General features: G+C 68.4%; 11 protein-coding genes. 7 read left to right on the top strand and 4 right to left on the bottom strand.

Going from position 1 to position 12,569, the window contains the following annotated elements; all coding sequences use genetic code 11:
* Positions 1 to 627 precede the first annotated feature (627 nt).
* Together C693_RS0109700 and C693_RS0109695 are read left to right on the top strand one after the other, a co-directional pair.
* Positions 628 to 2,244: an alpha-glucosidase family protein gene (locus C693_RS0109700; protein ID WP_017462074.1), complete on the top strand. Its 1,617-nt coding sequence runs from the start codon at positions 628 to 630 to the stop codon at positions 2,242 to 2,244.
* 7 nt (positions 2,245 to 2,251) lie between these two features.
* Positions 2,252 to 2,725 (top strand): GNAT family N-acetyltransferase, encoded by a 474-nt coding sequence (locus C693_RS0109695; protein WP_017462073.1) that lies wholly within the window; start codon positions 2,252 to 2,254, stop codon positions 2,723 to 2,725.
* A 54-nt stretch (positions 2,726 to 2,779) separates the two neighbouring features.
* Here C693_RS0109695 and C693_RS0109690 read toward each other — a convergent pair whose 3' ends face one another.
* On the bottom strand, positions 2,780 to 3,535 hold the full coding sequence (locus C693_RS0109690; RefSeq protein ID WP_017462072.1) for a molybdopterin-binding protein: 756 nt from the start codon (positions 3,533 to 3,535) through the stop codon (positions 2,780 to 2,782).
* A complete protein-coding gene (locus C693_RS0109685; protein ID WP_017462071.1) occupies positions 3,528 to 4,430 on the bottom strand; it encodes a cytochrome b/b6 domain-containing protein in 903 nt (300 codons plus the stop codon). Before C693_RS0109685 ends, C693_RS0109690 begins: the two co-directional genes overlap by 8 nt.
* A gap of 189 nt (positions 4,431 to 4,619) precedes the next feature.
* Between C693_RS0109685 and zwf the strand changes: the two genes are divergently transcribed.
* The 5 genes from zwf (at position 4,620) to C693_RS0109660 (ending at position 10,864) form a co-directional block, all read left to right on the top strand.
* Complete coding sequence (gene zwf / locus C693_RS0109680; protein WP_017462070.1) at positions 4,620 to 6,041, top strand: glucose-6-phosphate dehydrogenase; 1,422 nt, start codon at positions 4,620 to 4,622, stop codon at positions 6,039 to 6,041.
* An 88-nt stretch (positions 6,042 to 6,129) separates the two neighbouring features.
* Positions 6,130 to 7,791 (top strand): glucose-6-phosphate isomerase, encoded by a 1,662-nt coding sequence (gene pgi / locus C693_RS0109675; RefSeq protein ID WP_017462069.1) that lies wholly within the window; start codon positions 6,130 to 6,132, stop codon positions 7,789 to 7,791.
* 131 nt (positions 7,792 to 7,922) lie between these two features.
* Positions 7,923 to 9,572 carry a phosphoglucomutase (alpha-D-glucose-1,6-bisphosphate-dependent) gene (gene pgm / locus C693_RS0109670; RefSeq protein ID WP_017462068.1) on the top strand — a complete coding sequence of 550 codons (1,650 nt, stop codon included), beginning with the start codon at positions 7,923 to 7,925 and terminating at the stop codon, positions 9,570 to 9,572.
* 31 nt (positions 9,573 to 9,603) lie between these two features.
* Positions 9,604 to 10,143 carry a cytochrome b gene (locus tag C693_RS0109665; protein ID WP_017462067.1) on the top strand — a complete coding sequence of 180 codons (540 nt, stop codon included), beginning with the start codon at positions 9,604 to 9,606 and terminating at the stop codon, positions 10,141 to 10,143.
* Positions 10,144 to 10,168: 25 nt separating this feature from the next.
* Positions 10,169 to 10,864 carry a VIT1/CCC1 transporter family protein gene (locus C693_RS0109660; RefSeq protein ID WP_017462066.1) on the top strand — a complete coding sequence of 232 codons (696 nt, stop codon included), beginning with the start codon at positions 10,169 to 10,171 and terminating at the stop codon, positions 10,862 to 10,864.
* On the opposite strand, the gene C693_RS0109655 is transcribed toward C693_RS0109660, so the two are convergent.
* Both C693_RS0109655 and gnd read right to left on the bottom strand, forming a co-directional pair.
* Positions 10,865 to 11,596, bottom strand: a complete 732-nt coding sequence (locus C693_RS0109655) for an ROK family protein (RefSeq protein ID WP_017462065.1) — start codon at positions 11,594 to 11,596, stop codon at positions 10,865 to 10,867.
* On the bottom strand, positions 11,593 to 12,561 hold the full coding sequence (gene gnd, locus C693_RS0109650; protein ID WP_277813085.1) for a phosphogluconate dehydrogenase (NAD(+)-dependent, decarboxylating): 969 nt from the start codon (positions 12,559 to 12,561) through the stop codon (positions 11,593 to 11,595). The genes C693_RS0109655 and gnd overlap by 4 nt, the downstream gene beginning before the upstream one ends.
* Positions 12,562 to 12,569: the final 8 nt, after the last annotated feature.

The raw sequence follows: 12,569 nt of genomic DNA, 5'->3' as shown, positions 1-12,569 counted from the left end.
CTTTGCTGGGCTTGTGGGCGTTGGTGCGTCGCCGCAAAGTCGAGTCGCGGCCATGGCCTTTGCCGGCCTCGACGGCAGGTGGCAGCGCATCCGGCGCAGAGTGGCCTCGAACGACTTCGGAATGCCGTGCATGCCGGCTGCGCGGCACCGTCGAAGCGGTATGGACGTCCAGACGACGATATTGCCCTGCGCCTTCTGTGGCGCGGCTTCCGCGATATCGAAGGTCACTCTTCCTGCGTGATCGGGCGGGGCCGGACAGGCCACCTGCATGGACGATCGGATGCCTGTCTGCCCGCGAGTCGCCGCCGAAATCGGCCGAGCCGACGCGGTCGCCTGGATGTTGCAACTGCGCAGGTCGGGAGGCGAGGGCGTTGGCGCGTCCAAAACGGCCGTGGGGCGAACTTTCCGATGCATTCGCCGGCAACGTGACAACGCCGGGGACTGGGGCGGATGCCGCGATGCATCATGCCAAGCGCTCTGCGTGGCGCGCGAGTGCGCGGGATGAATACGTATGCAGACCCATCGGAAGGTGATGGACGCACCTTTAAGCTCCCCAGCCATCGCTGCACTCCAACGCAGCACGCGCGAGCCCGCACAGGGGCAGGGCGCGTTCGCCGGGATCAATACATGCAAAAGCAACCGTGGTGGCGCGGAGGCGTCATCTACCAGATCTATCCGCGCAGTTTCCTGGACACGAACGGCGACGGTGTCGGCGATCTGCCGGGCATCATCGAGCGGCTCGACTACGTGGCCAGCCTCGGCGTCGATGCGATCTGGATCTCGCCGTTCTTCAAGTCGCCGATGGCCGATTTCGGTTACGACATCGCCGACTACCGCGATGTCGACCCGCTGTTCGGTACGCTGGACGACTTCGATCGGCTGCTGGCCAAGGCGCACCGCCTCGGCCTCAAGGTGATGATCGACCAGGTGCTCAGCCACACCTCGATCGAGCACGCCTGGTTCCAGGAAAGTCGACAGAGCCGCGACAACCCGAAGGCCGACTGGTACGTGTGGGCCGATGCGCGCGAGGACGGCACGCCGCCGAACAACTGGCTGTCGCTGTTCGGTGGTTGCGCCTGGCAGTGGGAGCCGCGGCGGGGCCAGTACTACCTGCACAACTTCCTCACCTCGCAGCCGGACCTCAACTTCCATAACCCGGCGGTGCGCGAGGCGATCCTGGACAGCGTGAAGTTCTGGCTCGACCGCGGCGTCGACGGGCTGCGGCTGGACGCGATCAACTTCTGCTTCCATGACGCCCTGCTGCGCGACAACCCGGCCAAGCCGCCGCACGAGCGCGTGGGGCGCGGCTTCAGCCCGGACAACCCGTACGCGTTCCAGCGCCACTGGTACAACAACACGCAGCCGGAGAACCTCGCGTTCCTCGAGCAGCTGCGTGCGCTGCTGGATCGCTACGACGAAGTGGCGGCGCTGGGCGAGATCTCCTCGGAGGACTCGCTGGCGACCATGGCCGAGTACACCACCGGCAAGCGCCTGCATCTCGGCTACAGCTTCGAACTGCTTACCGACGATTTCAGTGCGAGCTATATCCGTGGCACGGTCGAGCGGCTGGAAGCGCAGATGACCGAGGGCTGGCCGTGCTGGGCGATATCCAACCACGACGTCGAGCGCGTGCTGTCGCGCTGGGGCAATGGCGATGCCTCGCCGAAGCTGGCCAACCTGCTGACCGCGATGGTCTGTTCGCTGCGCGGCTCGGTCTGCGTCTACCAGGGCGAGGAGCTGGCGCTGACCGAGGCCGAGGTGCCGTACGAGTCGCTGCAGGATCCCTACGGCATCGCGTTCTGGCCGAACTTCAAGGGCCGCGACGGCTGCCGTACGCCGATGCCGTGGAATGACCAGCCCAACGCCGGCTTCAGTGCCGGCAAGCCGTGGCTGCCGGTGCCGGCCGACCACGCGGCGCGCTCGGTGCTGGAGCAGGAGGATGCGCCGGTGTCGGCATTGAAGGGTTTCCGCACCTTCATGCACTGGCGCCGCACGCAGCCGGCCCTGTGCTGGGGCGACATCCGTTTCCTCGACACGGCCGAGCCGGTGCTGGCGTTCACCCGCACGCTGGATGGCCGTACCGTGCTCGCCGCGTTCAACCTCTCGGCGCAGGCCGCCTCGCTCGACGTGTCGGTGCTGGGCGTGCTCTCGCCGCTGGACGGTCACGGCCTTGCGTCGGGAACCATCGGGGGCGGCACGCTGCACCTGCCGGCGCATGCGGTGATGTACGCGACCGTCGACTGACCGGTCGATGGCTTTCCGGATTCGGCTGGACGATCTGCAGCACGCGTCGGTGCACGCGCTGCTGCGCGAGCACCTGGCGGATATTGCCCGGCATTCGCCACCGGAGAGCATCCATGCCCTGGACCTCGATGGCCTGCGCGCATCCGGGATGAGCTTCTGGACCCTGTGGGATAGCGACGACCTGCTGGCCTGCGGGGCACTGAAAGAGCTGGGCGACGCGCACGGCGAAGTGAAGTCGATGCGCACCGCAGCCGCGCACCGTCGACGCGGCGCGGGCCGCGCCATGCTCGATCACATCCTCGCCGAGGCGCGTCGCCGCGGCTATCGCCGTCTGAGCCTGGAGACGGGCACCGCCGCGGCGTTCGAGCCGGCCCATCGGCTGTATGCGGCGGCCGGCTTCGTGCCGTGCGGACCGTTCAACGGTTACGTCGAAGATCCGTACAGCTGTTTCATGACGCTGGCGCTCCTACGGGGTAGGTGAGCTCTTGGCTCGCCGTGGGAGGGGCTTCAGCCCCGACGCTCTCCTCGCGGGCGCTCAGATCCCCGCGTACCACTCGTAGCCGTAGTCTTCCCAGTAGCCGCCGTTGCCGCCGGCGATGTGCGCGAACGAGTCGACCAGTTCGATGCGGGCGATGTACTTGGCCTGCTTGTAGCCGAGCTGGCGGCTGACCCGCAGGCGCAGCGGCGCGCCGTTCTTGATCGGCAGCGGCTTGTCGTTGAGGCCCCAGGCCAGCAGCGTCTGCGGGTGGCGCGCCTCGGGGATGTCCACGCTCTCGTAGTACGGCTCGCCCGGGTCCATCTCGTCGTAGCAGTGGAACACCACGTAGCGCGCCTTCGCCTGTACGCCGACCTTGTCCAGTACGTGCGAAAGCCGTACGCCGTGCCACTTGCCGATCGCGCTCCAGCCCTCCACGCAGTCGTGGCGGGTGATCTGCGCCACTTGCTCGATCTGCTTCAGATCGTCGATCGAGAACGACATCGGCCGGTCGACCAGCCCGCCGACCTGCAGGCGGTAGTCGCGGAAGCCGTTGGCCAGCAGGGCCTGGTAGGCCGGCGTGGTCGGCATGGCAGTGCCGTTGGAGCGGAACACCGGCGACAGGTCGGCCTCGGTGTACTCCTTGGCCATCGCGCTGGACGGCGCCAGCAGCGCCTGCACGCGACGGTTGAGTCCCTGCGCCTTGTTCAGCACCTTCGGGCCCCAGCTGCTTTCGGAGATCCTGTCGCAGCCGGCGAGCACCAGGCTGGCCGCGCCGCCGATGGCCAGGCGCAGGAACGAGCGACGGTCAGTCATGGCGGTTCTCCGTGGCCTCGCCGGCTTCGCCGGGAGTGGGTGTCTCGTCGATCCGGTACCAGCCGGTGATCATGCCGCGCAGCTGGTTGAAGGCGCCGGTGATGATCACCTCGAACACGTGGATCAGCACGAAGGCGACGAAGCCCCAGGCGATGATGAAGTGGATCGTGCGGGCGCTCTGCCGGCCACCCACCGCCTCGACCAGCGGCGACAGCACCGCATCCATCCGCGGCGACATCGCCAGCCCCATCAGCACGATGCCGATGCCGAACACCAGGATCACCACAAGGTAGGCCAGCCGCTGCAGGATGTTGTAGCGCAGCGCCTCCTCGCCGTGCGGGTGCTTGAACTTGATGTGATCGACGATCGAGCGGCCGATGCCGCGCCAGTCCTGCTTCGTCGGCACCAGGTCGCGCTGGAAGTGCCGCGTGGCCAGCGAGTAGCCGAGGTAGCAAAGCCCGTTCAGCACGAACACCCAGGCGAAGAAGAAGTGCCACTGGCGACCCATCGCCAGCCAGCGCGGACCGGGAATGGTCAGCCAGGAGGGGAAGCCGCGTACCTGCGGCTGCCCGTCGGGCCCGGCGGAAACGCCGAGCACCCCGGTGGTGACGAACTCGTGGCGGCCGATGCGGGTGACGCCCACCAGCTTGCCGTCGGCACCCATGCGGGCGTCCAGCGCCAGGATCTCCTTGCCGGGATCGGAACGGTTGCCCAGCGAAAGGCTCGGGTGCGCGTTGAAGATCTGCAACCCGCTCATGAACAGGATCGACAGCGCGATCACGTTGATCCAGTGCATCAGCCGGATCGGCCAGCGGTGACGGTAGACCAGCCGGCCGCGGCTCGGCGCGGTCATGGCGGTGTCGGGGGTTGTGTCGACCAGGCTCGGGCTGTTCATCCGTTGCACTCTCCGTGGAGGGGCTGGCTGCCCGGTGCGGGGCAATCCGGCGGATCATTCGCCGGGCGCGCCGCGCAGGTTACACCCGCGCCGCGACCTTGACGCCTGCTTGCCGCCACGCCGGGCATGATGGGCCGTTGCGGCCTTCCTCGGCCGATGACGCAATTCCTTTCGATCCCGGGAGCCCGCATGACCCGATCCGACACGCATGCCGACGCCTTCGTCTTCTTCGGCGCCACCGGCGACCTCGCCTACAAGAAGATCTTCCCCGCGCTGCAGGCGCTGCTGAAGGACGGCGAGCTGGACATGCCGATCATCGGCATCGCCAAGGCCGGCTGGTCGCTGGATCAGTTGAAGGCGCGGGCGCGCGAGTCGCTCGAGCACGCCGGCACGGTGGACGAGGACGCCTACGCCCGCCTGTGCCGGCAGCTGAGGTACATCGACGGCGACTACGCCGACGACACCACCTATGCGCAACTGCGCGAGGCGTTGCGCGATGCCCGGCGCCCACTGCACTACCTGGCGATTCCGCCCAGCCTGTTCCCGACCGTGGTGCAGGGACTGGCCGAAGCCGGCTGCACGCGCGACGCACGGGTGGTGGTGGAGAAGCCGTTCGGCCGCGACCTGTCCTCGGCGCGGGCGTTGAACCGCGTGCTGCACGGTGCGTTCGACGAGTCGGCGATCTTCCGCATCGACCATTACCTGGGCAAGGAGGCGGTGCAGAACCTGCTGTACTTCCGCTTTGCCAACACCTTCCTCGAGCCGGTGTGGAACCGCGACTACGTGCAGAGCGTACAGATCACCATGGCCGAGGACTTCGGCGTGCAGGGTCGCGGCGGCTTCTATGAGGAGGCCGGTGCGATCCGCGACGTGGTGCAGAACCACCTGCTGCAGGTGACCGCGCTGCTGGCGATGGACGCGCCGGTCGGCCACGACGCCGCCTCGCTGCAGGCGGAGAAACTGCGGCTGTTCCGCGGCATGCGCCCGCTGCGGCCCCGGGACGTGGTGCGCGGCCAGTTCGACGGCTACCGCAACGAACACGGTGTGGCCCGGGACTCGAACGTGGAGACCTTCGCCGCCCTGCGCCTGCACATCGACACCTGGCGCTGGGCCGGCGTGCCGTTCTACATCCGCACCGGCAAATGCCTGCCGGTCACGGCCACCGAGATCCTGGTCGACCTGAAGGTGCCGCCGCTGGCGATCTTCGACACCGTCGAGCCGCCGCAGTCGAACTATTTCCGCTTCCGGCTCAGCCCGGAGGTGGTGATCTCGGCCAGCACGCGGGTCAAGCAGCCGGGCGCGGCCATGCGCGGGCAGTCGGTCGAGCTGGTGGCCCGGCGCGAGAGCGCCGACCAGCAGTCGCCCTACGAGCGCCTGCTCGGCGATGCGATGCGCGGCGACGCCACGTTGTTCACCTCCGACGCCAGTGTCGAGGCCGCCTGGGCGGTGGTCGATCCGGTGCTCGACCTGCCCGAACCGGTGCACACCTACCGGCCCGGCAGCTGGGGCCCCGACGCCGCGGCCGCGCTGGTCACCGACGGCGAGGGCTGGCACGACCCGGCGTCCGATGCGGCCGGCGCCGGATCGGAGCCTCCCCCCGCGAAGCGCTGATCGCACCGGCTTCGGTTTACTCTAGAAGGCCGCCTTTCCCTGACGCCGGGTCGCGACGACCGGCGTCCCTCACTCCGATGGAACGCCCGTGACTTCTTCCCCGATTCCCGAACTCACCCAGCGACCCGAGTGGCAGGCGCTGCGCGCGCATGCCGAGGCCAGGGGCCAGCGCCACCTGCGCGAACTGTTCGCCGCCGATCCGTCGCGCGGCGAGCGCCTGACCGCCGAGGCGGTCGGCCTGTACATGGACTTCTCCAAGCAGCGCGTGGACGACGAGACCCTGCACCTGCTGCGCGCGCTGGCCGAGGCCTGCGACCTGGCGGGTCGCACCCGGGCGATGTTCGAGGGCGGGAAGATCAACACGACCGAGGGGCGCGCCGTGCTCCACACCGCGCTGCGCGCACCGGCGCATGCCAGCGTCGAGGTGGATGGCGAGAACGTGATCCCCGGAGTGCACGCGGTACTCGAGCGGATGGCCGCGTTTGCCGACAGGGTGCGCAGTGGGACCTGGCTGGGTCACACCGGCAAGCCGATCCGCAATGTCGTGAACATCGGCATCGGTGGCTCGGACCTGGGGCCGGTGATGGCCTACGAGGCCCTGCGCCACTACAGCCGACGGGACATGACCTTCCGCTTCGTCTCCAACGTGGACGGCATCGACTTCGTCGAAGCCACGCACGACCTCGATCCGGCCGAGACGCTGTTCATCGTCTGCTCCAAGACCTTCACCACGCTGGAGACGCTGGCCAATGCGCAGGCCGCCCGGCGCTGGAGCCTGGCCGCGCTGGAGGACGATGCGGCGATCGCCCGGCACTTCGTCGCGGTGTCGACCAATGAGAAGGAGGTGGCGAAGTTCGGCATCGATACCGCCAACATGTTCGGCTTCTGGGATTGGGTCGGCGGCCGCTACTCGATGGATTCGGCGATCGGCCTGTCGACGATGCTGGCGATCGGTCCGGACGGCTTCCGCCAGCTGCTCGCCGGCTTCCACGCCATGGACGAGCATTTCCGCAGCGCGCCGCTGGAGCGCAACCTGCCGGCGCTGATGGGGCTGATCGGGATCTGGAACACCGATTTCCTCGGCGCCGAGACGGTGGCGGTGCTGCCGTACGAGCAGTACCTCAAGCGCTTCCCCGCCTATCTGCAGCAGCTCACCATGGAGAGCAACGGCAAGGGCGTGACGCTGGACGGCCGCCGCGTGGACTACGCCACCGGCGCGATCTACTGGGGCGAGCCGGGCACCAACGGCCAGCATTCGTTCTACCAGCTGATCCACCAGGGCACGCGGCTGATTCCCTGCGACTTCATCGGTTTCGGCCAGCCGCTCAGCCCACTGCCGCTGCCCGACGGCAGCGACCAGCACGATCTGCTGATGGCCAACCTGATCGCCCAGGGCGAGGCGCTGGCCTTCGGCAAGACCGCCGACGAGGTGCGCGCCGAGGGCGTGGCCGAGGACCTCGTGCCGCACAAGACCTTTCCCGGCAACCGGCCGAGCACCACGCTCCTGGCCGAGCGGCTCACTCCGCACGTGCTCGGCGCGCTGGTCGCGCTGTACGAGCACGCCACCTTCGTGCAGGGCGTGGTGTGGGGCATCGATTCGTTCGACCAGTGGGGCGTGGAGCTGGGCAAGGTGCTGGCCAGGCGCACCGCGGCCGAACTCACCGATCGCGGCGAGCCCGAGCTCACCCACGACAGCTCGACCAATGCGCTGATCCGTCGCTACCGCGCGCTGCGCGACAGCGGTGCCTGATACCTCCCCCCGTAGGAGCCGCCTTGGCGGCGATGCCTTTCCTTGCACAAGCCAAGAGCATCGCCGCCAAGGCGGCTCCTACGGGGGGGCAGCGTGCACCTGCTGTATTCCGTGAACTTCTTCGAGACACCATGAGCCCGACACTCAGTTCCCTTGCCGGCAAGCCGGCTCCCGCCTCGATCCTCGTCGACGTGCCGCAGCTGCTCGCCGCCTATGCCGACCTCGTGCCCGATCCGGCCGACCCGTCGCAGCGCGTCGCTTTCGGCACCTCCGGCCACCGCGGCAGCTCGCTGCAGCGCAGCTTCAACGCCGCCCACGTGCTGGCGATCAGCCAGGCGATCTGCGACTACCGGGCGATGAAGGGCATCGACGGGCCGCTGTTCGTGGCGATGGATACGCACGCGCTGTCGGCGCCGGCGTTCGAGCATGCGCTGGAAGTGTTCGTGGCCAACGAGGTCACTGCCATGGTCTCGGTGGGCACGCCCTACACGCCCACGCCCGCGCTCTCGCACGCGATCCTGGTCTACAACCGGGGGCGCACCGAACACCTGGCCGATGGCATCGTGCTGTCGCCCTCGCACAACCCGCCGGCCGACGGCGGCTACAAGTACAACCCGCCCAACGGCGGCCCCGCCGACACCGACGTCACCCGCTGGATCCAGGATCGCGCCAATGCACTGCTGTCCGACGGACTGAAGGGGGTGCGCCGCGTTCCCTATGCGCAGGCGCGCCGCTCGCCCCGGGTCGTCACGCACGATTACGTGGCCAGCTATGTCAGCGACCTGGCGAACATCGTCGACTTCGACCTTATCCGTGCCGCGGGACTCAAGCTCGGCGTCGATCCGCTGGGCGGTTCGGGTGTGCATTACTGGGGGCCGATCGCCGAGCGCTACCGGCTCGACCTGAGCGTGGTCAACCAGGTGGTCGACCCGCGCTTCGCCTTCATGTGCGTGGACTGGGACGGCAAGATCCGCATGGATCCCTCGTCGAAGTACGCCATGGCCGGCCTCATCGCGATGAAGGACCGCTTCGACGTGGCCTTCGCCTGCGATACCGACCACGACCGGCACGGCATCGTGGCCAGGAGCAGTGGCCTGATGCTGCCCAACCACTATCTGGCCACCCTGGTCGATTACCTGTTCCGGCACCGGCCGCACTGGCGCGCCGACGCGGCGGTGGGCAAGACCGTGGTCAGCACGTCGCTGATCGACCGTGTGGCCGCGCGACTGGGCCGCCGGCTGTACGAGGTGCCGGTGGGCTTCAAGTGGTTTGCCGACGGCCTGTTCGACGGCTCGCTCGGCTTCGGCGGTGAAGAGAGTGCCGGAGCGTCGCTGCTGCGCATGGATGGCGGGGTGTGGAGCACCGACAAGGACGGCCTGGTGCCGTCGCTGCTGGCGGCGGAGATGGCCGCGTGCGAAGGGCGCGATCCCGGCGAGCTGTATGACCGGATCACTGCCGATCTCGGCACGCCTTATTCCGATCGCGTCGATGCGCCGGCCACTGCCGATCAGAAGGCGCGGCTGGGCAAGCTGTCGCCAGCGCAGGTGTCCGGCACCGAACTGGCTGGCGATCCGATCACCGCGGTGCTGGACAAGGCGCCGGGCAACGGTGCGCCGATCGGCGGCATCAAGGTGATGACGGCGCAGGGCTGGTTCGCCGCACGCCCGTCCGGCACCGAGGCGATCTACAAGATCTACGCCGAAAGCTTCCGTGACGAGAACCATTTGCACAGCCTCATCGCCGAGGCGAATAAGATGGTCGATGCGGCGCTCGCCGCCTGACCCAAGACCTGCTCCAAGGAGTCCACCCCCGATGTCCCCGACGACGCCCAGCCGGTATGCGCCGGCCCTGCGCTGGCTGCACTGGACCATCTTCGCCTTCGTGCTGATCGCCTACCTGGCGATCAATCTGCATGAGGTCTTCCCGCGCGGCAGCGCCCTGCGCAGCAATGTGCTGGCGGGACACTTCCTGGCCGGTATCGCGGTGCTGCTGCTGGTACTGCCGCGACTGGCAGTACGGTTCGCGCATGTCGATCCGCCGATCCTGCCGCCGCCGGATCGCTGGACCCGCCTGTTGAGCAAGGTGACCCACCTGGCGCTCTACCTGTTCCTGATCGCCCAGCCGATCATGGGCATCGCGACACTGCAGATCGGCGGCCATCCGATCACCTTCTTCGGCGTGACCGTGCTCCCGGCGCTGTTCGGGCCCGGCAACCGCGAGCTGGCCCACCAGTGGGAGGAGATCCACGGCACGGTCGGCACCATCTTCTATTACGTGATCGGGCTGCACATCCTCGGGGCGCTGTGGCATCACTTCGGCCGCAAGGACAACACTCTGCGGCGCATGCTCTGACCGATCGCCACCACAGGGGACATCCATGCATCATCGACACCGCGAGCGCCACGTCACCGAGCGCATGGGCTGGCTGCGCGCCGCCGTGCTGGGCGCCAACGACGGCATCGTGTCCACCGCCAGCCTGGTGATGGGCGTGGCGGCGGCACATGCCAGCCAATCGGCGATCCTGGTCGCCGGCACGGCCGGCCTGGTGGCCGGAGCCATGTCGATGGCCGCGGGCGAGTACGTCTCGGTACATTCGCAGTCGGACAGCGAGAAGGCCGACCTGGAGCGCGAGCGACAGGAGCTGGAGACCGACGTGGAAGGCGAGCACAAGGAGCTGGCGGCGATCTACGTCGGCCGCGGGCTCGATCCGCAACTGGCCCGCCAGGTGGCCGAGCAGCTGATGGCACACGATGCGCTGGACGCACACATGCGCGACGAACTCGGCATCACCGAGGCGCTGAAGGCGCGACCGCTGCAGGCGGCCGTTGCCTCGGCGGTCAGCTTTGCCGCGGGCGCCGTGCTGCCGCTGCTGGTCGTGGCGCTGGCGTCGCCAAAGGGGTTGCTGCCCTGGGTGTTCGGTACTTCGCTGGTGTTCCTGGCGCTGCTGGGTGCCGTTGCCGCCCGCACCGGTGGCGCCAGTGTGCGGACCGGCGCCATGCGCATCACCTTCTGGGGCGCCCTGGCGATGGCGATCACCACCGGCGTGGGCATGCTGTTCGGCGTCGCGGGCTAGTCAGCCGCCACGCTCGTCCCAGAGTCGGATGCCGCCGGTCAGGCCGGCCTCGTTGGAGACGATCAGCACATCCGGAGGCAGGTCGATGTCGAGCTTCTTCGCGTTGCCGCCACCGAGATAGAGCCGGTCGAACTGCAGCAGGGTGCGGAAGGCCTCGATGGTCTTTTCGACCCGGTGATTCCATTTCTTGCCGCCGACCTTGTGCCGGGCGGCCTTGCCGACGTAGCGGTTCATCGTTTTCTTGCCGAACGCGGGAAATTGCGCGAACTCCATGTGCGGCATCAGCTCGCCGTCGCGGAACAGCGCCGAGCCCAGACCGGTGCCCAGGGTAAGCACCAGCTCGAGCCCCTGGCCGGCAATGACCCCGTAGCCCTGGACTTCGGCATCGTTGAGCAGGCGCACAGGCTTGTCGCCCAGACGCTGGCCAAGACGCTCGGCCAGCGGAAAGTGCTTCCACGCTTGGTTGCCGAAGTGCGGTGCGGTGAGCACGCGGTTGTCGCGCACCACGCCGGGAAAGCCGATCGAGATGCGATCGAAGGACGGCAGCGGGAGCACCAGCGCGACCAGCGCGTCGACCAGTTCGTCGGGGGAGGGTGCGTCAGGCGTATCGACGCGGACACGGCTGGAGAGCATCGCTCCGTCCGGGCCGAGCACGCTGGCCTTGAGGCCGCTGCCACCGACGTCGATGGCCAGTGTGGCGGGACCGCGGCGACGGGAACGGGCGGCGCTCATTCGGACTTCACCGCGTGGCCGCCGAACTGGTTGCGCATTGCCGCCAGCAGCTTGTCGGAAAAGGAGTCGGTATCGCGCGAGCGCAGCCGCTCGATCAGGGCGAGCGAGATCACCGGCGCGGCGACGTTGAGGTCGATCGCCTCGGCCACCGTCCAGCGGCCCTCGCCCGAGTCGGCGACGTAGGGCGCGATGCCGTCCATCGACGGGTTCTTCTTCAACGCGTCTGCGGTGAGGTCGAGCAGCCACGAGCGCACCACCGAGCCTTCGCGCCAGATCTCGGCGACCTGGTGCAGGTTCAGGTCGAACTCCCGCTTGTGCCTGAGCACCGAGAAGCCTTCGGCGTAGGCCTGCATCAGGCCGTATTCGATGCCGTTGTGGACCATCTTGGTGAAGTGGCCCGAGCCCACCTGGCCAACGTGGCCCCACCCCTTGTCCGCGGCGGGGGCCAGCGCCTCGAATACCGGCCGCAGACGCTCGACGGCCTCGCCGTCGCCGCCCACCATCATGCTGTAGCCCTCGGCCAGGCCCCAGACGCCGCCGCTGGTGCCGCAGTCCACGTAGTGGATACCGGCCTCCTGCAGCTCGGCTGCGCGCTGCAGGGTGTCCTTGTAGTGGGCGTTGCCGCCATCGACGAGGACGTCGCCGCGGCCGAGCAGGGACTTCAGCGTGGTGACGGTCTTCCCGGTGATCTCTCCGGCGGGGACCATCATCCAGACGGCACGCGGCGACTGCAGTTGCCCGACCAGCGTATCGAGCGAGGCGACCGCTTCGCCGCCCCGGCCCGTCCAGGCTTCGCGCGCTTTCGGCGAGGGGTCGAATCCGACCACGCGGTGCCCGGCGCGCCGGAGCCGTTCGGCCATGTTGCCGCCCATCCGGCCCAGCCCGATCATGCCGATGTCCATGCCTGTCTCCTTCGATGCCCGTGGACGATCCGTCCAGTCTGGCCCGGACGACCTGCAAGGCACGTGATGGA

It is taken from the genome of Dyella ginsengisoli LA-4 (assembly GCF_000334915.1).
Classification (GTDB): domain Bacteria; phylum Pseudomonadota; class Gammaproteobacteria; order Xanthomonadales; family Rhodanobacteraceae; genus Dyella_A; species Dyella_A ginsengisoli_A.
This window is presented reverse-complemented; position numbering and strand designations above follow the sequence as displayed.

Excerpts from the sequence above, each read along its gene's own strand:
- C693_RS0109685 (WP_017462071.1), bottom strand. The coding sequence starts at position 4,430 with ATGAACAGCCCGAGCCTGGTCGACACAACCCCCGACACCGCCATGACC.
- C693_RS0109660 (WP_017462066.1), top strand. The coding sequence starts at position 10,169 with ATGCATCATCGACACCGCGAGCGCCACGTCACCGAGCGCATGGGCTGG.
- zwf (WP_017462070.1), top strand. The coding sequence starts at position 4,620 with ATGACCCGATCCGACACGCATGCCGACGCCTTCGTCTTCTTCGGCGCC.
- pgm (WP_017462068.1), top strand. The coding sequence starts at position 7,923 with ATGAGCCCGACACTCAGTTCCCTTGCCGGCAAGCCGGCTCCCGCCTCG.
- C693_RS0109655 (WP_017462065.1), bottom strand. The coding sequence starts at position 11,596 with ATGAGCGCCGCCCGTTCCCGTCGCCGCGGTCCCGCCACACTGGCCATC.
- C693_RS0109665 (WP_017462067.1), top strand. The coding sequence starts at position 9,604 with ATGTCCCCGACGACGCCCAGCCGGTATGCGCCGGCCCTGCGCTGGCTG.
- C693_RS0109695 (WP_017462073.1), top strand. The coding sequence starts at position 2,252 with ATGGCTTTCCGGATTCGGCTGGACGATCTGCAGCACGCGTCGGTGCAC.
- C693_RS0109690 (WP_017462072.1), bottom strand. The coding sequence starts at position 3,535 with ATGACTGACCGTCGCTCGTTCCTGCGCCTGGCCATCGGCGGCGCGGCC.
- C693_RS0109700 (WP_017462074.1), top strand. The coding sequence starts at position 628 with ATGCAAAAGCAACCGTGGTGGCGCGGAGGCGTCATCTACCAGATCTAT.